Genomic DNA, 22,094 nt, shown 5'->3' with positions numbered 1-22,094 from the left:
TGTACAGGTGATCCTCTGCGCTGTCCTGGTCCTCGGCGGAGCGGCGCTGCTGTTCCTGGGCTTCCGGGGGCTGCGGGGCCAACTGACCCGCAACCGCTACGTCGGTGTTCGCACCCCCGCCGCCATGCGCAGCGAGGACGCGTTCGAGCTTGCCAACCGGACCGCGGCACCCGCGATGCTGGCCGGCGGCTCGATCGCGGTGCTCGCCGGTGTCTCGCTGCCGATGCTGGCCGCCACCTCCAGCGTCGTGATGGTCGCGGTGTTCGGGCTGATCGGCGCCTTCGCGCTGATGACCGTCGGCGGAGTAGTCGGCAACCGCGCCGCCGAGTCGATGCCCGCGCCGGCGCCCGCCGCCGGATGCGGTGGCTGCGCCGGCGGCTGCTGCGGCGTGCTCAAGCAGAACTGATCTTCCCGGGGACGCGGCCCGGCAATGCGCCGCGCTGTCACACGCTCGTGGCAACGTGGCCGCCATGCTGAGGTGCACCCGCTTTCGCGACGGCCGCCCCGAGGACATCCCGAGCGGCGAGGCGCTCGATGCTCTGCGCACCGTGCCGGACGACGCCTTCGTCTGGCTCGAGGTTCCGCCCGCGCGGCTCGACCTGCTGCACGAAGTGGCGCAGCTGCTGGAGCTGCCCGCGCTGGCCGTCGAAGACGCGGTCCGGGCGCACCAGCGCGCCAAGTTCGAGCGCTACCCGGGCTGCGCGTTCATCGTCCTGAAGATGCTCGACTACGCCCAGCACGCGTCGGCGGTCAGCACCTCGGAGCTGATGCTGTTCCTGACCGACCGGGTGCTGGTCACGGTGCGGCACGGCGATCAGGACCCGGCTACCGAGGCCCACCGGCGCGCCGCCGACCGGCCGGACCTCCTGGCCCTCGGGCCGCATGCCGCGGTTTACCTGCTCGCGGACGTCGTGGTCGATTCCTACCTGGCCATCGCGGCGGAACTCGGCAAGGACCTCGTCGCGCTGGAGCGCCGGGTCTTCGCCCCGAACCGGGACGATCCGACCGAGGACCTGTACTCGCTGAAGCGGGAGGTGCTGGAGTTCCGCGACGCCGTCGAGCCGCTGGTGCCGGTCGCGCAGCACTTGATCCGGCCGGGCAACGGCGAGCCCGGACTGCTCGGCCAGCACTTCCGCGACGTTGCCGACCACGTGCTCCGGGCGGGGCGCGAGGTCCGGTCCTACGACGAGCTGCTCAACTCGGTGCTCGCCGCCCAGTTCTCGCGGGCCGGGCTGTGGCAGAACGAGGACATGCGCAAGATCTCCGCATGGGCGGCGATCGCGCTGGTACCGACCACCGTCGGCGCGATCTACGGGATGAACTTCGAGAACATGCCGGAGCTGCACTGGTCCTTCGGCTACCCGGCGGCGCTGCTGCTGATCATCGCCCTCTGCGGCGCCATCTACGCGGGCTTCCGCCGCAACGGCTGGCTCTGACCTGTCCACTCCGAACCTGTACACAACTCTGTGGATAACTCCCAGATCTGGGGATAACTCACCCGTCCATCCACAGGCCCCGCACCCGAGTGGCTCGTTCCTAGTTGAGCTTCACGTCGCCGGGGTGGGTCGCGAGGAATGCCAGCGGGGGGCCTTGGCGGCGCAGGACCCGCCCCCAGAGCTCGGCGCCCGGGTCGGCGATGACGTCGTCCGGCAGGGCCGGGACGACGATCCAGTCGCCGCGTTCGATCTCGCCGGCGAGCTGGCCCGGCTCCCAGCCGGCGTAGCCCGCGAAGAAGCGGAGGCCACGGGCCCGGGGGACCAGTTCGTTGGGGTCGCCGTCGAGGTCGACCAGGCCGACCGGGCCGCGGACCCCGACCATGCCCACGATCGCGCCGACGTTCTCACCCGCGCGCAGCGTCGCCAGGCAGATCGCCGTGCGCTGTTCCACCGGCCCGCCGACGAACAGCGACTGCGGTTCGCTCGCGTGCTGGCCCCACTTCGGCAGCACGTCGTGCACCGCCACCTCGCTCGGCCGGTTCAGCACGACGCCCAGGGTTCCCTCGGCGCGGTGGTGGATCACGTAGACCACCGTCCGCCGGAAGTTCCGGTCCAGCAGCTGTGGGGCAGCGACGAGCAGCGTCCCCGGTTCCACGTCCGCATCTGATCCCACCATCGCATGATCTCACTGGTTGACCGCGCACGAACCACCCTGACCGAAACCGCGTCCGGCAGTCCGCCCGGCCGACCGAGCAGCAGTATCAACGACTGCTCAACACCAGAGGATCACAACAGGAAATAATATTCGATATTATTAAAACCTTTTGACCTGCGGTGGAAGAACCCGCAACCGAAGCGAGCGGGCGCAGGCGCAAGGGCTCAGGAGACGTCGATGCCCTGTTCGCGGGCCCAGCGGAAGAGCTCCTCGACGGCCTCATCGCGGGACATCGGGCCGCGGTCCAGGCGTAGCTCTTTCAGGTGCTTCCAGGCCCGGCCCACTACCGGGCCCGGCTCGACGCCGAGCAGCCGCATGATCTCGTTGCCGTCCAGATCGGGCCGGACCTTCGCCAGGTCCTCCGCCTCGGCGATCCGCGTGATGCGCTCTTCGAGCTCGTCGTACGCCCGCTGCAGGGCCGTCGCCTTGCGCTTGTTGCGGGTCGTGCAGTCCGCACGCACCAGCTTGTGCAGCCGGGGCAGCAACGGGCCCGCGTCGTTGACGTAGCGGCGGACCGCCGAGTCGGTCCACTGGCCGTCGCTGTAGCCGTGGAAGCGCAGGTGCAGGAACACCAGGTCGGCGACGTCCTTGATGACGTCCTTCGGGTAGCGCAGCGCGCGCAGCCGCTTGCGGACCATCTTCGCGCCGACGACCTCGTGGTGGTGGAAGCTCACCCCGCCGCCCGACTCGAACCGGCGGGTGGCCGGCTTGCCGATGTCGTGCAGCAGCGCCGCCAGCCGCAGCACCAGGTCCGGCTCGCCCGCCGGATCGGCCGACCGCTCCAGGTCGATCGCCTGGTCCAGGACCGTCAGCGAGTGCCGGTAGACGTCCTTGTGCTGGTGGTGCTCGTCGATCTCCAGCTTCATGGCCGGCACCTCAGGCAGCACGTGGTCGGCCAGCCCGCTCTCCACCAGCAGCTCGATGCCGCGCCGCGGGAACTCGCCGCACAGCAGCTTGGACAGCTCGACCTGCACCCGCTCCGGGGTGACCCGGGCGATCTCGGTGGCCATGTCGGTCATCGCCGTCACAACCCGGTCGGTGGCGGTGAAGCCGAGCTGGGAGACGAAGCGGGCGGCGCGCAGCATCCGCAGCGGGTCGTCGGCGAAGGAGTCCTCCGGCGCGGCCGGGGTCTCCAGCCGCCGGTCCGCCAGGTCGGCCATCCCGCCGTGCAGGTCGACGAACGAGCGGCCGGGCAGCTCGATGGCCATCGCGTTCACGGTGAAGTCGCGGCGCACCAGGTCGCCCTCGATGGTGTCGCCGAAGGCGACGTCGGGGTTGCGGCCCACGCGGTCGTAGGTGTCCGCGCGGAACGTGGTGATCTCCACCGCCGTGCCGTGCCGGTACGCGCCGAGCGTGCCGAACTGGATCCCGGTGTCCCAGATCGTCTCCGCCCAGCCGGTCAGCAGCTCGCGGACCTGCTCCGGTCGTGCCTCGGTGGTGAAGTCCAGGTCGGTGCCCAACCGGGCCAGCAGGGCGTCCCGCACGCTGCCGCCGACCAGGTACAGCCGGTGGCCCGCCGCGGCGAATCGCTGCGCGAGCTCCTCGGCGACCGGTGCGACCTTCACCAACTCCACGACGGCGTTGCGCTGCGCTTGGCGCTCCCGGGCCTGCAGCTGCTCGGCGGGCGTGACGGAGTCGTGGTGCGAAGGGGAGGACACGATTTACCAGGATATCGGCCGCTCGGCCCAACGAGTCACCCATATGCGGCCGCCACCCGACCAACGCGGGGCGGGGTGTGCTTTCCCGGGGGATCGACGACCCGTTTTCCTCCGGATCGCGTCCGGCCCCAGGTGGGAGCGGGGTTCGACGGCTCCGCGGCGACCGCCCAGCTCGCCCCTGAAACAGCTGATCGCACTACCATCGGCGGCATGCCCCCGTCGCCCGGCCGCTCCGGCGGTGCCCAGCCGGGGCGTCGGAACCGGCGCCGGCGGCGCAGTCTGCGGACCGTCGACGAGACCTCGGCCGGTGGGCTGGTGGTCGAAGGCGCCGAAGGCCTCGCTGCGATCATCGGGAGGCTGGACCGCAAGGGGCGACTGCTGTGGTCGCTGCCGAAGGGGCACATCGAGGCAGGCGAGAGCGCAGAGCAGACCGCGGTGCGCGAGGTCGCCGAGGAGACCGGCATCATCGGCCGGGTGGTCGCCCCGATCGGCACGATCGACTACTGGTTCGTCGCGGGCAACCGGCGCATACACAAGACCGTGCACCACTTCCTGCTGGATGCGGTGGGCGGAGAGCTTTCCGACGAGGACGTGGAGGTCACCGAGGTGGCGTGGGTGCCGCTTGGTGAACTGGACGAGATATTGGCCTACGCCGACGAGCGTCGGCTGGTGCGCCGCGCGCTGAGCCTGCGCGACGGCGCATCGGGTGGCGCGAGCGAACGGCTCGGAGCCCGGCCGGCACGAGGTAGCGGAACGGAGCCGGGGTGAGGTTTCTGCTTGCCGCGCTGGTCGCGGTGCTGTTGTGCGCGGTAGTTCCGCTGGTCCCGGCGCCGCAGGCGGCCGCGGAGGGCGAGACCCCAACCCAGTTGGACGTGATTAAAATCACGCCGTCTGCGGTCGGTGTCGGCTCGCCCGGCGAAGTGGTCGTCACCGGCCGGTTGACCAACACCAGCGATCACCAGATCAACAACGTCGAGGCCCGCATCCAGCGCGGCAACGCGACCAGCACCGAACCGGCCGTCCAGCGCGCGCTGCGCGAGGACCCGGCCACCGTCACGGAGCCCGCGTTCACCTCGGTCGCCGCCCGGCTCGCGCCCGGCCAGCAGATCCCGGTCGAGCTCCACATCCCGCTGGCCGGCGCGAACTCGCTGCAGATCAGCCAGCCCGGCGTGTACCCGCTGCTGGTCAACGTCAACGGCGCGCCGAGCGGCGGCGGCCGCGCCCGCATCGCGCAGGCCCAGTTCCTGCTGCCGGTGCTCGCCCCGCCGGGCGGTGCGCCGGTGCGGCCCGAGAAACCGACCGAAACCAGCATGCTGGTGCCGCTGGTGGACTATCCGCGGTTGGAGCGGGAGGCCATCGGCGGCATCCGCGCGGTGCTGGCCGACGACCAGCTGTCCACCTCGCTGGCGCCCGGCGGTCGGCTCTACGACCTGGTGCAGGCGGTGAGCGACCGCGTGACGCCCGGATCGCCGCTGGGCAGCGCGTTGTGCTTCGCCGTCGACCCGGACCTGCTGATCACCGTCCAGGCCATGCAGCGCGGCTACCTGGTGCGCCAGCCCAACGGCTCGCTGGTCGAGGGCATCGGCGCCGGTGCCGCCGACCTGTGGCTGTCCAGGCTCCGCCAGGCCACGTCGGGGCGCTGCGTGATCGCCCTGCCCTACGCGGACGCGGACATCGTGGCCCTGGGCCGGGCCGGGCTGCCGGACCTGGTGGACGGCGCGCTCGACGGCACCGACCTCGTACGCAACATCCTGCGCGTCGAACCGCGCAACGTGCTCTGGCCGATCGAGGGCGTTCTGGCCGATCCGGCGATCGGCCAGAAGATGCCCCGCACCGCGCTCCTGGAGCCCCGGGCGCTGAACATCCCCGCCGGGTCGCTGTCCCCGGTCCGGGTGCGGGGCCGCGACACGACGGCGGTCCCCATCGACCCGCTGCTGACCAGCGCGCTCGACCCGCAGCACGACACGGAGCAGAAGGTCACCGCGCTGTCGCCGCCGCAGAACGGGCTGCGGTCCGTCCAGGACGCGCTCGGCGCTCTGGCGTTCCGCGCGACGCAGGGCCAGGTGGCGGGCGCCACCACGGTGCTGGCGCCGCCGCGCCGCTGGAACCTCCGCGGTGACGACCTGCGCGCCCTGCTCGACGGCATGCAGCAGCTGGCGGACGCGGGGCTGATCCGCCCCGCCCCGCTGCCCAACCCGTCCCCGAACGCCCTGCCGGAAGCCGACCTCGACTACCCGGTGGACGCCGGTTCGGCCGAGATCTCGCAGCCGGTGCTCGCCGAGCTCGCCGCGCAGAACTTCAAGGTCGGCGACCTGTACGGGTCCATCCGGGAGGAGCGGTCCAGCACCGTCCGGAAAGGCGACATCACCACGCCGCTGCGCAACGGTCTGCTGCACGGCGCGTCCAGCGCGTGGCGCGGCAACCCGGACGCCGCCCGCCAATGGGTGAACCGGACGACCCTCGCGATCGACGACGTCCTCTCGCAGGTCCACATCGAGGAGTTCGCCGGCCAGGTCACGCGGATGGACACGGCCACCAGCCCGATCCCGTTGACCGTGGTCAACGACCTGCCGATCACGGTGGTCGTCGTGTTCCGCATCCCACGGGTGCCCGGCGTCGAGATCAAGCAGGACTTCGACGGTCCGGTCACCATCCCGGCCAACAGCCGGCGCGGGTTCCAGCTGCCGGCCACGACGCAGCGGGCCGGCAAGTTCACCATCGACGTGACCCTGACCACAGAGTCGGGCACCCAGTTCGGCACCACCAAACGGATGCAGCTCGAATCCAACAACTTCGGTGCCCTGATCCCGATCCTGACCGGGAGCGCGGCCGCGCTGCTGGTGCTGATGTCGGGGCTGCGGATCGCCAAGAGGGCCCTGGCCAGGCGCCGCCGGATGGCCGCCGGTTCGACCGACCCGGACGACGTGTCGGAGCCGTCGAACCAGGCCGAACCGGACGCGGAGCCGGACACCGCCTCGACGGGCCCGGCGGCCGTGAACGGCACGCAGCAGGACAGCACGCCTGGAACCGCCCAGATCGCCACCACCGACGGTGATCGGAACCGGAACTGAGATCCTGAGCGGGGTCACGCCTTCACTCTTAGGTGTGGACCTCGACTGAAAGACAGGACCGGGCCGTGCACTCGGCGTGCCGACGGGCGAAGGATTTGAGGCAGTGAACCGAGACAGGGATGCCGGGCGGATGAGCGGTAACCCCGGGCCACCCAGGCCCGCGCCACGTCCGGCGCCACGCCCCGAAGCAGCGCGCCCGACCGTGCCGATCCGCCGGCCTGACGCCGTGCCCCAGGCGCCGGGCGTGCCGCGCGGCTGGCACGTCGCGGAGACCCAGCCGATCCCGGTGGTGCCGCCGGAACCCGGCATGAGCCAGGCCGCGGAGCAGGCCACCGAGCAGACCCAGGTCATCCGCCCGGTCTCGCCGGGCAAGCCCTCGCTGCTCAGGGCCAGCGGCTCGATGGCCATCGCCACCCTGACCAGCCGGATCACCGGCTTCCTGTGGAAGCTGATGCTGGCCGGGGTGATCGGCTTCGCGGTCGAGAACGACTCGTTCAACGTGGCCAACACGATGCCGAACATGCTCTTCGAGCTGCTCATCGGTGGCGTGCTGACCAGCGTCGTGGTGCCGGTGCTGGTGCGGGCCAAGAAGTCCGACGCCGACGGCGGTGAGGGGTTCGTCCAGAAGCTGATGACGCTGGCCACGGTGGTCCTGGCGCTCGGCACGCTGTTGGCGATGGTCTGCACGCCGATCCTGACCTGGGCGCTGGTCACCGAGTCCGACGCGTCCAACCGGGACCTGGTCAGCGCCTTCGCCTACCTGCTGCTGCCGCAGATCTTCTTCTACGGCATCAGCGCGCTGGTCGGCGCGATTCTGCAGGCGAAGCAGATCTTCAGCCCGCCGGCCTGGGCGCCGGTGGTGAACAACCTCGTCGTGATCGCCACCATCGGCGGCTACGTGCTGCTGCCGGGCAAGATCACGCTCGACCCGGTGTCGATGACCGACGCGCACCTGCTCGTGCTGGGCATCGGTGTCACCTTCGGCGTGGTCTGCCAGGCCGCGGTGCAGGTGCCCGCGCTGCGCAAGACCGGGTTCCGCTTCCGCTGGCAGTGGGGCTGGGACTCGCGGCTGTCGGAATTCGGCGGGCTCGCGCTGTGGATGCTCGGATACGTGGCGGTCAGCCAGGTGGGGCTTTGGGCGCTCACCCGGGTGGCGACCGGGGCCGCCGGGGGCGCCCTGTCGACCTACAACTACGTGTGGATGCTGCTGCAGCTGCCCTACGGCGTGATCGGCTTCTCGATCATGACCGCGATCCTGCCGCGGATGAGCGCCGCTGCCGCGGACGGCGACCACGCCAAGGTGATCGAGGACCTGTCCCTGGGCAACCGACTGTCCACTGTGACCTTGTTGCCGATCAGCGCGGTCATGACCGCGCTCGGCGTCCCGCTGGCGGTGGCCCTGTTCACGACGGTCAAGCCCGAACTGCTAGAGCAGGCCAACACCCTCGGCCTCGGATTGGCCGTCTCCGCGTTCGGCGTGCTGCCCTACGCGCTGACGATGATGCAGATGCGGACGTTCAACTCGTTGAACGACGCCCGCACCCCGACCCTGATCATGGTCGTGATGACCGTCGCGAAGGTGCTGCTGGCGTTCGCGTTGCCCGCGGTGTTGGCACCCGAGCAGGTGGTGTTCGGCCTGTGCTTCGTCAACTCGTTCACGTTCGTGGTCGGCTGGTTGGTCGGTGAAGCCTGGCTGCGGCACCGGCTCGGCCCGCTGGGCAGCCGGCGTTTCCTTGTCACGCTGGCGAAAACGTTGACGGCTTCGGTGCTGGGTGGACTCCTCGCCTGGGCGGGCACGCTCGGCGTGGACGCGCTGATCCCCGGAACCGCCGGTGCCGGAACGGGTTGGCTGCAGTTGATCGTCGGCTGCGTAATCGGTTTGGCCGCGATCTTCGGGCTGATGTCTGTGCTGCGGGTGGCGGAACTGCAGCCCGCCATCGGGCGGCTCACCGGTTTGCTGCGTCGTCGCTGACTTCCGCGTCACGTACCCTCGTTGGCGAAGTCTCCTTCCGCGGGGAATCGGGGTGGCACGCAACCCCTGGCGGACCGGAAGGAGCGGGAGAGGGAAGGTGACCAGCAAACCCACTGAGCAGATCGCTGCGGAACGCGACGAGTCCGGCGACGAGGGTTCGACCGAGCAGGCGCTGACGCCTGGCCGGGTACTGGATCACGGCCGGTACCGACTGCTCTCCCAAGTCGGTGCGGACAAACGCTGCAACGTGCAGCTGTGGCGGGCCAAGGACGGCGTGCTCGGCCGAGACGTCGCACTGACGATCCTGGTCGGCGACCGTTCGGACGCCGAGGCGGCGTCGGGCGCGCGCCGGACCCTGGAACGCGCGATGCACGCCAGCACTTTCAATCACGTCGGCGTCGCGCGGGTGCTCGACGTCGTCACACAATCGTCCAGCGACCCGACCGGTGTGCTCGGCCTCGTGATCGCCGAGTGGACGCACGGCACCGACCTGCTCGACCTGGTCGCCGAGGGCCCGCTGCCGCCTGGCACCGCGGCGCGGCTGCTGCAGCCGCTGGCCGCCGCCGTCGAGGCGGCGCACCACGCCGGCCTGGTGCTCGGCGCCGACCACCCGCAGCGGATCCGGGTCACCCCGGACGGCGAGATCCGGATGGCGTTCCCGGGCCCGATGGCGCAGGCCACCTCCAGCGACGACGTGCGCGGCCTCGGCGCCGCGCTGTACCTGCTGCTCACCGGCCGGTGGGCGCTCGGCGACGCGCCCGAGGGCCTGCCCGCCGCGCCGACCGGACCCGAGGGCAACCTGGTCGCGCCGCGCACGCTACGGCCGACCGTGCCGCTGGAGCTGTCCACGGTGGCGGTGCGCGCGCTGGGCAACCCGGACTCCATCGGCACCACCGGCGGGGTCCGCACCGGCGCGGCGGTGCTCCGCGTGCTGGAGCAGCACGCGACATTCGAGAACAGCAGCGCGTCGGCGCAGGGCGCGCGGTCGACCGAGAGCAACGAGGTCTGGCGGCGAGAAGACCCCAAACCGGACAAGGCGAAGCGCAAGAAGCTGATGATCAGCGTCGGCGTGCTCGCGGTGGCCACGCTGCTGGTGGTCGGCTGGATCGCGGCATCCCTGATCGGCATGTTCACCGAGACCAACACCGGCCACAACACCGGCCAGGTCATCGGGGAAACCGGCAACCACCCCGGCGGCCAGCAGCAACCCACCAACACGCCGAATCTGATCAAGGTGCCGGTCACCAGCGCGACACAGTTCAGCGCCAACGGCTCGCCGGACAACCCGAACAGGATTCGCAACATCGTCGATGGCAACCCGGCCACCGATTGGGGAACCTCCCGCTACAACCAGCAGCTCGGCCCTGGCGGCATCAGCAGCGGAACGGGTGCCGTGCTGACCTTCGACCACGCCGCGGTGCCACGGGAGCTCGTGATCAACTCGGCGAGCGTCGGCACGGTCGTCGAAGTCCGTACGGTCGAGGGGGCGCCGAGCCCGGACGGCGGCACGCTGCTGGGATCGGCAACGCTTGGAAACGGCGACACCACGATCAAGCTGAACACGGACTCCCCGGTGCAGCAGATCCTGGTCGTGATCAAGCAGCTGATCCCCAGGGACGGCGGGTACGGCTCCCAGATCAACGAGATCACGGTCAACGGCGCCGCAGGCTGAACGCGCTTCGTCCCCGCCCGATGGCCGCGCGGGGACGAAGCCGTGGTCGAAGCAGTGGTCGAACTACATGGAGATCATCTCGCCGCTTCCCGCTTGTGGACTGGACCAGCGTTCGCAAGAGCCCCCGCGAGCGGGATCGAACCCCTGGGACGACAGCGCCTGAACACGAAAGATTCGCCGCTGGTCAATGTGGCGGGTGTGCCGTTTCACAGGAACAGTAAAGTTCTGTTCCGTGTCTGTCCCCGTCAGCTCGGACGCCGAACTCATAGCGGCGCATACCAACGGAGATCCACATGCGTTCTCCGAGCTCTTCCGCCGACATCGGGATCGGCTGTGGGCAGTGGCGCTGCGAACCATGCGCGACCACGAAGACGCCGCCGATGCGCTTCAGGACGCCATGATCTCGGCCTTCCGCAACGCTTCGTCGTTCCGCGCCGAATCCCAGGTGACCACCTGGCTACACCGGATCGTGGTGAACGCCTGTCTGGACCGGATCCGCCGCCGCCAGGCCCGGCCGACCGTGCCGCTGCCGGAAACCGGCCCGACCGAACCGGCGGTTCCCCGCGACGCCATCGATGAGCAGGACACCAAGATGGCCGTCAAGGAGGCGCTCGCCGAACTCCCCGAAGATCAACGCTCCGCGATCGTGCTGGTGGACGTGGAGGGATACTCCGTGGCCGAGACAGCAGCGATCTTGGGGGTTGCGGAGGGAACCATCAAAAGCCGGTGCGCGCGCGGGCGGGCCAAACTCGCCAAACTTCTGGGACACCTGCGGAACCCAAGTGCAGATGCGAACGTCCCAGATGACGCGATGGCCATGCGTCGACGGGAGGGACGATGAGTGGTGAACAACGGCGCACGGGGGCGCCGCAGGGGCCACCGTGGTCCGTGGACCTGCTGGCCGATCTCCACGCCGGAGTGCTGGACCAGCAGACCGCCGATCAATTGCGCGTCCAGGTCCAGGACGACCCGGAGGCCAGAGAGATCCTGGCGGCGTTGGACGCCACTAGCGCAGACCTGGCGGCGCTGCCGCCGCTGACGATTCCCGACGACGTTTCGGCCCGCATCGACGCCGCGTTGGAGAACGAGGTCCGGGCCTGGGCCCAGCAGCAGGCCGCTACCGCGCCGCCGGCCGAGCCCGTCGCACCGCCCGCCGAGCAGGGCGGCCAGGTGATCGACTTCGCCGCGGCCAAGCAGCGCCGCCGGAGGCGGTTCACGCTGGGCGCCGGACTGGCCGGGGTGGCCGCCGCGGCCGCCGCCGTGGTGTTCTCGGTCCTGCCCAGCAACACGGACACCTCAGGCAGCAACCAGGCGCAGCCGCAGCCGGCCGCGACCGGCGGGGCACCGGCGCCGCTGGCGCTGCGGGGGGAGCAGGTCACGCTGAACGGCGAGCAGTTCGGCGAGATCATGAAGTCCGAGCAGTACAGCAGCGCGCTGACGGACCCGCAATGGCTCATCGGCTGCCTGCAGGCCAACGGCGTCAACAGCGGCAAACCGCTGGGCGCGCGGGAGATAACGCTCAACGGGAAACCCGCCCAGCTGCTGGTTCTGCAAGGCGGCGCCATCGGCAAGTTCCGCCTTTTAGCGGTGGGACCCGAGTGCGGCCCGGGCAACCCGGCCAAGGTCTCGGACTCCACCTTCGGCGGCTAGGAACGCCTCCCACGTGCTGACGGCCGGGTGCGATCCGCACCCGGCCGCCGCGCCTCACCGACTCCCGATCCGTGGGACGGGGTCGGCTCCGCTGTGCCCTCCGGCACGGCGTCTCCGTGATCGGGAACAGACCCGAATAGGATCGCGTTGAGCCGGGTACCGTCGCGCGCCGAGCGCGGCGGAGACGCTACGACGGAAGGGGCGCGGTGACTGGCGACGTCCGCAACGTGATCATCGTGGGCTCTGGCCCTGCCGGGTACACCGCTGCGGTGTACGCCGCACGGGCGGAGCTCGAACCACTCGTCTTCGAGGGCACCCAGTTCGGTGGCGCGTTGATGACCACCACCGACGTGGAGAACTTCCCGGGCTTCTCCGACGGGATCATGGGCCCGGATCTCATGGAGCAGATGCGGTCCCAGGCGGAACGCTTCGGTGCCGAGCTGCGGGCCGAGGACGTCGAGCGCCTCGACCTGACCCCAGGGGAAGTAAGCGCCGGCGTGAAGTCCGTGTTCGCAGGCGGTGTGGAGTACCGCGCGAAGGCGGTCATCCTCGCGATGGGCGCCGCCGCCCGCTACCTCGGCATCCCGGGCGAGGAGCGCCTGCTCGGCCACGGCGTGTCCGCCTGCGCCACCTGCGACGGCTTCTTCTTCCGCGACCAGGACATCGCCGTCATCGGCGGCGGTGACTCGGCGATGGAGGAGGCCACCTTCCTGACCCGCTTCGCCCGGTCGGTGACGATCATCCACCGCCGCGAGGAATTCCGCGCCTCCAAGATCATGCTGGAGCGGGCCCGGGCCAACGAGAAGATCAAGTGGCTGACCAACAAGGCGGTCACCGAGGTCGTCGGCGACAACGCCGTCAGCACCCTGAAGCTCCGCGACACGGTCACCGGCGAGGCCTCCGAGCTGGACGTGACCGGCATGTTCGTCGCGATCGGCCACGACCCGCGCAGCCAGTTGGTGCGCGACCAGGTCACCGTGGACGCCGAGGGCTACGTGCAGGTCCAGCAGCCCACCACGCACACCGGGATCCCCGGCGTGTTCGCCGCGGGCGACCTGGTGGACCACACCTACCGGCAGGCGATCACCGCGGCCGGTTCCGGATGCTCCGCCGCCATGGACGCCGAGCGCTGGCTCGCTGAGCACGACGTGCCCGAGGCCGAGGTGGCCGCCGAGCTCGTCGGTGGCGGCTACGGGCCCGGCTCGGCGAACTGACTCCAGGCAGCACCAAACCGACAGGGAGAAGGAACATGGCCGACACCAACACGGTGGTCGTGGACGAGAAGACGTTCAAGGAAAAGGTCCTGGACAGCGACAAGCCGGTCCTGGTCGACTTCTGGGCCAACTGGTGCGGCCCGTGCAAGATGGTCGCCCCGGTGCTGGAGCAGATCGCCGGCGAGCACAAGGACAAGATCACCGTCGCGAAGCTGGACATCGACGCCAACCCCAGCCTGCAGCGCGACTACCAGGTGATGTCCATCCCGACCCTGCTGCTGTTCAAGGACGGCCAGCCGGTCAAGCAGATCGTCGGCGCCAAGCCGAAGGCGGCGCTGGAGTCGGACCTGTCCGAGTACCTGTGAAATCGGACTCCATCTGACGCAACCGAATAACGCGGTCCCGCCGTCTAGTCGATAGGACAGTGACGGCGGGATCGTGCTTTTGCGCACCGAACGAGATCACCCACCCACGGACCGTTGTCGCACGTCCACCCCGGTGGTCGTGGGCCGTAGCGCCGGGTCCCGGTGCACAAGGCACAATGACCCGACGGGTCCGCCTTCCGGACCCGGCACGCAGAACGGGAATCCGGGGCAAACCCGGCCATGCTTCGCGTCGGTGCCAGTACCGGCGCCTGAATCGAGCGAGGAGTGCATGCAGCTGCTCCACCGCGGTGACGTCGGTCCGGCTGTTGCCGAGATCAGGAACACCCTTGCGGCGTTGGGTCTGCTTCCGGCCAACACCCGGACGGGACCGTCGATCTTCGACGACGCGGTGGAACAAGCGGTTCGGGTCTTCCAACAGCAACGCGGGCTGATCACCGACGGCGTCGTGGGCCCGGCGACCTACCGGGCGCTGACGGACGCGCGCTGGCGGCTCGGCGACCGGTCGCTGGCCTTTCTGGTGTCCAAGCCGATCAGCGGCGACGACGTCTTCGCGCTGCAGGAGCGGCTGCTGGAGCTGGGCTTCGACACGGGCCGCCCGGACGCCATCTTCGGCCGGGAGACCGAGCAGGCGCTGCGCAGCTTCCAGCGCGACTACGGGCTGACCCCCGACGGCATCTGCGGGCCGGGCACGCTACGGGCGCTCAAGCAGCTCGCGCCGAAGGTCCGCGGCGGGCGGCCGGTGCTCCTGCGCGAGCAGGAGAAGGTGCGGCGCGCGGGGCCCCGGCTGCGCGGCAAGCGGATCGTGATCGACCCAGGCCACGGCGGCGCGGACCGCGGGGTGTACATCGACAACGTGCACGAGGCCGACCTGACCTGGGACCTGGCCCGCCGGTTGGAAGGCCGGATGGTCGCCACCGGGATGGAGGCCCTGATCACCCGCGGGCCCAACGCCAGCCCGCCGGACGCCGACCGGGCCGGCTTCGCCAACGAGGCCGGCGCCGACATGTTCCTGTCGCTGCACATCGACGCCAACCAGTCGCCGCTGGCGGAGGGCGTGGCGAGCTTCCACTTCGGCACCGGCAACGGCACCACGTCGACCGTGGGGGAGGCGCTGGCGGGCTTCCTGCAGCGCGAGATCGTGGCCCGGACGGGGCTGCGCGACTGCCACACCCACCCCAAGACCTGGGACGTGCTGCGGCTGACCCGGATGCCCGCGGTGCGGATGGAGATCGGCTACCTGACCAACGCCCGGGACCGCAGCCGGCTGCTGGACCCGGCGTTCCGGGACGTCGTCGCGGAGGGCCTGCTGGTCGCGGTGAAGCGGCTGTACCTGCTGGGCAAGGACGACCAGCCGACGGGCACGTTCACCTTCGACGACCTGCTGCGCCACGAACTCGCCCGCGCCGAGGGCGCCTGACCGCGCTGGTCCGCCGCAATTTCAATGGAAATCGAAGGTCCGATTTCCATTGAAATTGCGGAAACAAAACTTCTGTTCTGCGATGCGGAAGATTTCCCCAGATGGTTGGGGGATTTGTCGACTTGGTGACTTCTCGACTTGGTGGCCTCTCGACCTCGACTTGGTGACCTCTCCGAGTTGGTGACCTGTCGACTTGGCCACCCTGCCGGGCCCGTTCAGCCGGTCAGGCGCCGCCTACGACCGGTTCGGCCGTCTTGATCGTCACCGAGCTCAGCAGCCGCTCCAGCGCCGCCTCCACGTCTTCCTTCCAGGAGATCGCGGTGCGCAGCTCAAGCCGCATCCTGGGCCACTTGGGGTGCTGGCGAACCGTCTTGAAGCCGACCTGCTGCAAGAAGCCCGCCGGGATCACGCAGCTCTCGGCGGAGCCCGCCAGGTCGCCGAAGGCCTCCACGGCCTTCACCCCGCGCCGGGTCAGGTCCTTCGCCACGTTCTGCACCAGGATCCGCCCCAGCCCACCGTGCTCGAACTCCGGCAGCACGCGCAGCGCGGTCAGCAACACCGCGTCCGCACTCACCGGGGCTGTGGGGAAGGCGCTGGAGCGCGGCACGGCCGCGGGCGGCGCGTACATCGCGTACCCCGCCGGAACGCCGTCCACGTAGACGATGCGGCCGCAGGAGCCCCACTCCAGCAGCACGCTGGAGACCCAAGCCTCCTTCTCCAGTTCGGTCTCGCCGAACTCCTCGGCCTGCTCCCGGACGTGCGGCGCCAACTCCCAGAAAACACATCGGCGACACCGCTGGGGCAGGTGGTCGAGGTTGTCCAGCGTGACGCCGACGACGCGTCGCGACACCTGACCTCCTGGAAACCCGCACGAACCCGCGCACATGCGGCGGGATGCCGCCAGGATAAGCCGCCGCAGCCCGGCACCGGAACCCACAGCGCACGCCATCAGCAACCCGATGGGGTGAGATCGCTTACCCCCGACCAACCGATCACGGAGCCGCCACCACCAGCGCCACCGGAACAACCGCCACGGCGACACCTGAACGGTATGCGCTCAAAGCTGCCGCAAGCGGCGAAGCCGCTTGGCCCACCTATGCAACCTGCACCGCCGCGGGTGCTCCGGAGCTATTTCGCGAGGCCAGCCCCAACGCCAGTCGGGGATCCCGGGGTCGAGAAGGCCCCTGAGGTGCCGCCACCCGCACCGCCACGCAGAACGAGATCGGAGACCCTCTATTGCGAGGTGCTCGTTACATGGCGGGTGGGTTGTGACGATAGGCCCTATAGAATCGCCCGATCGTCCCCACGGGGATGAGCAGAGCGCACAACCGAAACCGGAGCGCGATATGTCGGACCACGGAAGCCAGCCGGCCACGCCGGAACAGCCCAGCCCGCCCGAGAAGCCCGCACGCAACCTGGACGCGTACCGGGCGCACTACGCGGAGCGGACCACCGGGATGACTGCCTCCGAGATCCGAGCTCTCTTCGCAGTCGCGAGCCGCCCCGAGGTGGTCTCGCTGGCCGGCGGCATGCCGAACCTCGCCGCGCTGCCGCTGGACTCGCTGGCCGCCGAGGTCGCCCGCCTCATCTCCGTCGATGGCCAGGTCGCGCTGCAGTACGGCTCCGCGCACGGCGTGCCGGAGCTGCGCGAGCAGATCTGCGAGGTCATGGCGCTGGAGGGGATCACCGCGCACCCGGACGACGTGATGGTCACCGCGGGCTCCCAGATGGCCCTGGACATGGTCACCCGCATCTTCTGCGACCCGGGCGACGTCATCCTCGCCGAGGGCCCGTCCTACGTCGGCGCGCTCGGCTCGTTCGCCGCGTACCAGGCCGAGGTCGTGCACGTCGCGATGGACGAGGACGGCCTGCAGCCGGAGGCACTGCGCCAGGCCATCGCCAACGTGACCGCGCAGGGCAAGCGGATCAAGTTCCTCTACACCATTCCGAACTTCCACAACCCGGGCGGCATCACGCTGGCCCTGCCGCGGCGCTCCGAGATCCTGGAGATCTGCGCCCAGCACGGCATCCTCGTGGTGGAGGACAACCCGTACGGCCTGCTCGGATTCGACGGCCAGCCGCACCCCGCGCTGCGCAGCATGGATGCGGACAACGTCGTCTACCTCGGTTCGTTCTCCAAGACGTTCGCCTCCGGGCTGCGCGTCGGCTGGGTGCTGGCGCCGCACGCTATCCGGGAGAAGCTGGTGCTGACCGCCGAGTCGGCCACGCTGTGCCCGCCCACGCTGAACCAGATGATCGTGTCCCGCTACCTGAGCACGCACGACTGGCTGGGGCAGATCAAGATCTTCCAGGAGCAGTACCGGGAGCGGCGCGACGCGATGCTCAGCGCGCTCGAGCAGTACATGCCGCCGGGTTGCACGTGGACGCGCCCCGACGGCGGCTTCTTCGTCTGGCTCACCGTGCCGGAGGGCGTGGACACCAAGGCGATGCTGCCCCGCGCGGTGACCCAGCGGGTCGCGTACGTGTCGGGCACCGGGTTCTACCGCGACGGGTTCGGCAGCCGGCAGATGCGCTTGTCGTTCTGCTACCCGACACCGGAGCGGATCCGCGAGGGCGTCCGACGGCTGGCCAACACGCTGACCGAGGAGATGGAGCTGGTCCGCACCTTCGGCACGGTGCCCCAGCGTAGCGTCCCGGGCCCGCAGGCTCCGTCGCCCGACACAGCGTAGAGTTTTCGCCGAATCCTGGCCCGAAATCCAAACAGTCCACTGTGCACCAGGAGTCCTCCTGAGCACAGTGGACTACTACTTTCCAGGGGTGTGTTGAGTGTCTGATCGCTGGGTTGCCGTGCTCGCAGGGGGGCTGTCGCACGAGCGCGAGGTGTCGCTGCGCTCCGGGCGCCGATTGTCCGCCGCACTGCGTTCGGTCGGCGCGACCGTGGCGGAGTGGGATGCCGACGCCCGGCTGCTGTCCCGCATCGAACAGGAGCGCCCCGACGCCGTCGTGGTCGCCCTGCACGGCGGGGAAGGAGAGAACGGCGCGGTGCAGGCCGTGCTGGACATGGTCGGTGTCCCGTACGTCGGCACCGGCCCGCATGCTTGCCGCCGGGCTTGGGACAAGCCGACCGCCAAGGCCGAGCTGGCGCGCTCCGGGCTTGCCACGCCGGACTGGGTTGCGTTGCCGCATGCAACGTTCCGCGAGCTCGGCGCGCAGGCCGTGCTGGACGCGCTCGTGGCCAAGCTCGGGCTGCCGTTGATGCTCAAGCCGGACCAGGGCGGGTCGGCGCTGGGCGCGCACGTGGTGCGCGACGCCGCCGAGCTCCCCGCGGCGATGGTGGGCGCGCTGTCCTACGGCGACGCGGTGCTCGTCGAGCAGTTCGTCGAGGGGACCGAGGTGGCGATCACCGTCATCGACGGGCCGGATGGACCGGAGGCGTTGCCCGCGGTGCAGATCGAGCCGGCGGACGGGGTTTACGACTACACCGCCCGCTACACCGCCGGGCTCACCAGCTACCACGCACCCGCCGAGGTCCCGGCCGAAGCCGCCGCCGCTGCGGGCGAGCTGGCGATCGCCGCACACCGACTACTCGGGCTCCGCGACGTCTCGCGGACGGACGCGATCATCGACCGGGACGGGACGCCGCACTTCCTGGAAGTCAACGTGTCGCCCGGACTAACCGAGACCTCGCTGCTGCCGATGGCGGTCGAGGCCGCCGGACGGTCACTGGGGGAGGTCTTCGCGACGCTCGTCGATCGCGCGATCGCGCGATCGCGGTGATCCGCTGTTTCACGTGAAACAAGAGGGCCGGTCTCCGTCGGAGACCGGCCCTCTTTCGTTCCGCGATTAGCGATCACATCTTGCGGTTTTCAGTTACCGAGAGTAATTGTCACCGTGACGAAAGATCTCGGTGTCATTGATCGCGGATCCGCAACGCTTCATCGCCCAAGATCAACTCCGCGAGCCGCTCGAGATCGTCGACCGACCCGAACTCGACGACGATCCGCCCCTTCCGCTGGCCGCGCTCCACCTTGACCCTGGTGTCGAAGTGGTTCGACAGCCGATCTGCCAACCGGTCGAAGCCGGGGGCCTGGATCGGCTTCTTCGCCGCCGCCTTATCCTTCCCCGGGCCCTCCGACTTCTGGAGCGTCACCGCCTCCTCCGTCGCCCGGACCGACATGCCCTCCGCGACAATCCGCTTGGCCAGATCCTCCTGGGCCCCGGCGTCGTCCAGGCCGAGCAGCGCGCGGGCGTGCCCGGCCGAGAGCACCCCGGCCGCTACCCGCCGCTGCACCACCATCGGCAGCCGCAGCAGCCGGATGGTGTTGGTGATGACCGGGCGGCTGCGGCCAATCCGGTCGGCCAGCTCGTCGTGCGTCACACCGAACTCCTCCAGCAGCTGCTGGTAGGCCGACGCCTCTTCGAGCGGGTTGAGCTGAACCCGGTGGATGTTCTCCAGCAGCGCGTCCCGGAGCAGCTCGTCGTCCTGCGTCTTGCGGACGATCGCCGGGATGAACTCCAGCCCGGCCAACTGGGAAGCGCGCCACCGGCGCTCGCCCATGATCAGCTCGAACTGGTCGGTCTCCAGCTCCCGCACCACGATGGGCTGCATCAGACCGAACTCGCGGATGGAGTGCTGTAGCTCCTGCAGCGCCTCCTCGTCGAAGACCTGACGCGGCTGCTTGGGGTTCGGCGTGATCGAGGAAATGGCGATCTCGCGGTAGACCGCGCCGGCCACGGTCCCGCCGGTTTCACGTGAAACCGGCTCCGCCGCGGGTTCGGCGGGCTTCGGTCCGCGCAGCACCGGTCTGCGCAACGCAGCGCCGTCGGCACCCGCCGGGGGAGCGCCTGCCGGGGGACCGCTGGGGATCAGCGCGGCGATGCCGCGGCCAAGACCACCTCGACGCTCGGTCATGCTGTCTTCCTCTCAGCACCCCGCTCGGCGATCTCCCGAGCGGCGTCCAGGTAGCTCATCGACCCGCGCGAGCCCGGGTCGTACGTCAGCACCGTCTGCCCGAAGCCGGGGGCCTCGGAGATCTTCACGCTCCGTGGGATGACCGTCCGCAGCGCCAGGTCCCCGAAGTGGCCGCGCACCTCGGCGGCCACCTGGTCCGCCAGCTTGGTGCGTCCGTCGTACATGGTCAACAGGATCGTCGACACCCAGAGCGCGGGGTTGAGGTGCGCCTGCACCAGCTCGATATTGCGCAGCAGCTGGCCCAGCCCCTCCAGCGCGTAGTACTCGCACTGGATCGGGATCAGCACCTCGTTCGCGGCGACCAACGCGTTCACCGTGAGCAGCCCTAGCGACGGCGGGCAGTCGATGAGGACGTAGTCGGGCGCGAGCTGGTCCACCACCTCGGAGTTCAGCGCCTCCTTCAGCCGACCCTCGCGCGCCACCATGGTGACGAGCTCGATCTCCGAGCCCGCCAGGTCGATCGTCGCCGGCACGCACCACAGGTTCTTCGACTGGGTACTTTGCGCCGCCGCGTCGGCGATGCTGATCTCACCGAGCAGCACCTCGTACACCGACGGGACGCCGGAGCGGTGCTCGACGCCCAGCGCGGTGCTCGCGTTGCCCTGCGGGTCGAGATCGATGACCAACACGTTGAGCCCGTGCAGCGCCAGCCCGGCCGCGAGGTTCACCGTGCTCGTCGTCTTGCCGACGCCGCCCTTCTGGTTGGCCACGGTCATGATCCGCCGATGGGTGGGGCGGGGGAGTTCCAGGGTCTCCGGGTGCAGCACCCGGGTCGCCCGCTGGGCCTCCTCCATGATCGGAGTCCAGCCGATGTCGTCCTTGCCGAAGCTGCTCATCGACGACTCGCCTCCCGGCCCGGAGGGGAACCGAAGCCCGCCCATTGCACGCCCCCTCGTTTCACGTGAAACACGACCCGCTCCGTTTGACTCCGGATTCACCGTCCACGATCCTTTCTCGTTCGACGTGCACCGTCACGACGCCGACCGGACGCATTTCGGGTCGCCGCGACCCGCTCCACCACGACGACGGTCGTCGGCACCTCGATCACACCGACACCACACGAAACCACTTCGCCGCGACCGCCGCCGACCGCAGCGATCGCCGCCGCATCCCGTTCGAGTTCCTCCGCCGCGCTCTCGCCCTTCATGGCGAGCAGCCGGCCCCCGGTCCGAAGCAGCGGGAGGCACCACTTCGCGAGCCGTTCCATCGGCGCCACGGCACGCGCGGTCACGACGTCCTGATCGGCCAGCCGTTCGCGCACCGGGCCCTCCTCGGCACGTCCACGCACCACCTCGACGGTGAGCGCCAACTCGGTGATGACTTCCTGCAACCACGTCACCCGTCGAGCCATCGGCTCCAACAGGGTCAGGTCCAGATCCGGGCGGGCGATCGCCAACGGGATGCCCGGCAACCCCGCCCCAGAGCCTACGTCCAACACCCGGCAATTCGGTGGCAGCAACTCCGCAATCACCGCAGAGTTCAATAAATGTCTTTCCCAGAGCCGGTCCAGTTCGCGCGGACCGATCAGACCGCGGCGGATTCCGTGCTCCTGGAGCAACTCGACGAAGCGTTCCGCCAACGCCAGCCGCTCGCCGAATACGACCCGCGCCTCAGATGGCGCACCTCCGGTCAAAGCATTCACCCCGTGTCGATGTTTCACGTGGAACCAGGTGTGTTCACCTAAGCCTGCCGGATCGCAATCCGCAGTCACACGGCAACCCGCGTTTCACGTGAAACCTCCTTGGGGGAATCGGCTCAACTCGCGTGGCGATGCGGGCGGCGGAACCTCAGGCGCCGCCTGGGCTCCAGATCCCCGATTCGCGCAATTACAACTGGACGTAAGGCCTTACTCGCCAGGCGACGTCTGAGAACCCGCGACGGCGCGGGCGTTCCTTCGGGGAAGCGAACGCATCGAGGTCTCGTCCAACCGCCGCGTTTCACGTGAAACACGGGCCGGAATAGGACGGTGC

At 69.8% G+C, this 22,094-nt stretch carries 19 protein-coding genes; 13 read left to right on the top strand and 6 right to left on the bottom strand.

The features are described from left to right. Window positions 1–7 precede the first annotated feature (7 nt). Both DL519_RS30295 and DL519_RS30290 read left to right on the top strand, forming a co-directional pair. A complete protein-coding gene (locus DL519_RS30295; RefSeq protein WP_223839741.1) occupies window positions 8–406 on the top strand; it encodes an SdpI family protein in 399 nt (132 codons plus the stop codon). A 64-nt stretch (window positions 407–470) separates the two neighbouring features. After that, complete coding sequence (locus tag DL519_RS30290) at window positions 471–1,436, top strand: magnesium and cobalt transport protein CorA (protein ID WP_190819854.1); 966 nt, start codon at window positions 471–473, stop codon at window positions 1,434–1,436. A 100-nt stretch (window positions 1,437–1,536) separates the two neighbouring features. On the opposite strand, the gene DL519_RS30285 is transcribed toward DL519_RS30290, so the two are convergent. Next, window positions 1,537–2,112, bottom strand: a complete 576-nt coding sequence (locus DL519_RS30285; protein WP_190819852.1) for a YqgE/AlgH family protein — start codon at window positions 2,110–2,112, stop codon at window positions 1,537–1,539. A 203-nt stretch (window positions 2,113–2,315) separates the two neighbouring features. Then, a complete protein-coding gene (locus DL519_RS30280; RefSeq protein WP_397544989.1) occupies window positions 2,316–3,809 on the bottom strand; it encodes a CCA tRNA nucleotidyltransferase in 1,494 nt (497 codons plus the stop codon). Window positions 3,810–4,019: 210 nt separating this feature from the next. Between DL519_RS30280 and DL519_RS30275 the strand changes: the two genes are divergently transcribed. From DL519_RS30275 to DL519_RS30235, 9 genes are all read left to right on the top strand, one after another. Beyond that, window positions 4,020–4,577 (top strand): NUDIX hydrolase, encoded by a 558-nt coding sequence (locus DL519_RS30275; protein WP_190819849.1) that lies wholly within the window; start codon window positions 4,020–4,022, stop codon window positions 4,575–4,577. Beyond that, a complete protein-coding gene (locus DL519_RS30270; RefSeq protein ID WP_190819847.1) occupies window positions 4,574–6,880 on the top strand; it encodes a DUF6049 family protein in 2,307 nt (768 codons plus the stop codon). The genes DL519_RS30275 and DL519_RS30270 overlap by 4 nt, the downstream gene beginning before the upstream one ends. Window positions 6,881–7,010: 130 nt before the next feature. Further along, complete coding sequence (murJ, locus tag DL519_RS30265; protein WP_397545079.1) at window positions 7,011–8,852, top strand: murein biosynthesis integral membrane protein MurJ; 1,842 nt, start codon at window positions 7,011–7,013, stop codon at window positions 8,850–8,852. Window positions 8,853–8,949: 97 nt separating this feature from the next. Next, on the top strand, window positions 8,950–10,524 hold the full coding sequence (locus tag DL519_RS30260; protein ID WP_190819845.1) for a protein kinase family protein: 1,575 nt from the start codon (window positions 8,950–8,952) through the stop codon (window positions 10,522–10,524). A 232-nt stretch (window positions 10,525–10,756) separates the two neighbouring features. Continuing rightward, window positions 10,757–11,365, top strand: a complete 609-nt coding sequence (gene sigM, locus DL519_RS30255) for an RNA polymerase sigma factor SigM (protein WP_190819843.1) — start codon at window positions 10,757–10,759, stop codon at window positions 11,363–11,365. Next, on the top strand, window positions 11,362–12,174 hold the full coding sequence (locus DL519_RS30250; protein ID WP_190819841.1) for an anti-sigma factor: 813 nt from the start codon (window positions 11,362–11,364) through the stop codon (window positions 12,172–12,174). Before sigM ends, DL519_RS30250 begins: the two co-directional genes overlap by 4 nt. 206 nt (window positions 12,175–12,380) lie before the next feature. Next, a complete protein-coding gene (gene trxB, locus DL519_RS30245) occupies window positions 12,381–13,388 on the top strand; it encodes a thioredoxin-disulfide reductase (protein ID WP_190819839.1) in 1,008 nt (335 codons plus the stop codon). 35 nt (window positions 13,389–13,423) lie between these two features. Beyond that, window positions 13,424–13,753 carry a thioredoxin gene (gene trxA, locus DL519_RS30240; protein WP_168585933.1) on the top strand — a complete coding sequence of 110 codons (330 nt, stop codon included), beginning with the start codon at window positions 13,424–13,426 and terminating at the stop codon, window positions 13,751–13,753. A 289-nt stretch (window positions 13,754–14,042) separates the two neighbouring features. Continuing rightward, window positions 14,043–15,191 carry an N-acetylmuramoyl-L-alanine amidase gene (locus DL519_RS30235; protein WP_190819837.1) on the top strand — a complete coding sequence of 383 codons (1,149 nt, stop codon included), beginning with the start codon at window positions 14,043–14,045 and terminating at the stop codon, window positions 15,189–15,191. A gap of 223 nt (window positions 15,192–15,414) precedes the next feature. On the opposite strand, the gene DL519_RS30230 is transcribed toward DL519_RS30235, so the two are convergent. Then, window positions 15,415–16,041 (bottom strand): GNAT family N-acetyltransferase, encoded by a 627-nt coding sequence (locus DL519_RS30230; protein ID WP_190819834.1) that lies wholly within the window; start codon window positions 16,039–16,041, stop codon window positions 15,415–15,417. Between the two features lie 496 nt (window positions 16,042–16,537). On the opposite strand from DL519_RS30230, the gene DL519_RS30225 reads away from it, so the two are divergent. Continuing rightward, entirely contained in the window at window positions 16,538–17,881 is a 1,344-nt protein-coding gene (locus DL519_RS30225) for an aminotransferase-like domain-containing protein (RefSeq protein ID WP_190819832.1), read from the top strand. Window positions 17,882–17,978: 97 nt separating this feature from the next. Continuing rightward, a complete protein-coding gene (locus DL519_RS30220) occupies window positions 17,979–18,929 on the top strand; it encodes a D-alanine--D-alanine ligase family protein (protein ID WP_190819830.1) in 951 nt (316 codons plus the stop codon). Window positions 18,930–19,062: 133 nt separating this feature from the next. On the opposite strand, the gene DL519_RS30215 is transcribed toward DL519_RS30220, so the two are convergent. The 3 genes from DL519_RS30215 to rsmG all read right to left on the bottom strand — a co-directional run bounded on the left by DL519_RS30215 (window position 19,063) and on the right by rsmG (window position 21,757). Next, window positions 19,063–20,064, bottom strand: coding sequence for a ParB/RepB/Spo0J family partition protein (locus DL519_RS30215; protein ID WP_190819828.1), 1,002 nt, complete (start codon window positions 20,062–20,064; stop codon window positions 19,063–19,065). After that, complete coding sequence (locus DL519_RS30210) at window positions 20,061–20,960, bottom strand: ParA family protein (RefSeq protein ID WP_223839738.1); 900 nt, start codon at window positions 20,958–20,960, stop codon at window positions 20,061–20,063. Before DL519_RS30210 ends, DL519_RS30215 begins: the two co-directional genes overlap by 4 nt. A gap of 98 nt (window positions 20,961–21,058) precedes the next feature. Then, the gene (gene rsmG, locus DL519_RS30205) at window positions 21,059–21,757 is read right to left on the bottom strand and encodes a 16S rRNA (guanine(527)-N(7))-methyltransferase RsmG (protein ID WP_190819826.1); all 699 of its coding nucleotides are present in this window, start codon (window positions 21,755–21,757) and stop codon (window positions 21,059–21,061) included. Between the last annotated feature and the right edge of the window lie 337 nt (window positions 21,758–22,094).

Origin of the sequence: Saccharopolyspora pogona (assembly GCF_014697215.1) — a bacterium.
GTDB lineage: Bacteria > Actinomycetota > Actinomycetes > Mycobacteriales > Pseudonocardiaceae > Saccharopolyspora > Saccharopolyspora hattusasensis.
Note: the sequence above shows the minus strand (reverse complement) of the source record. Positions and strands in the feature narration are given on the sequence as shown.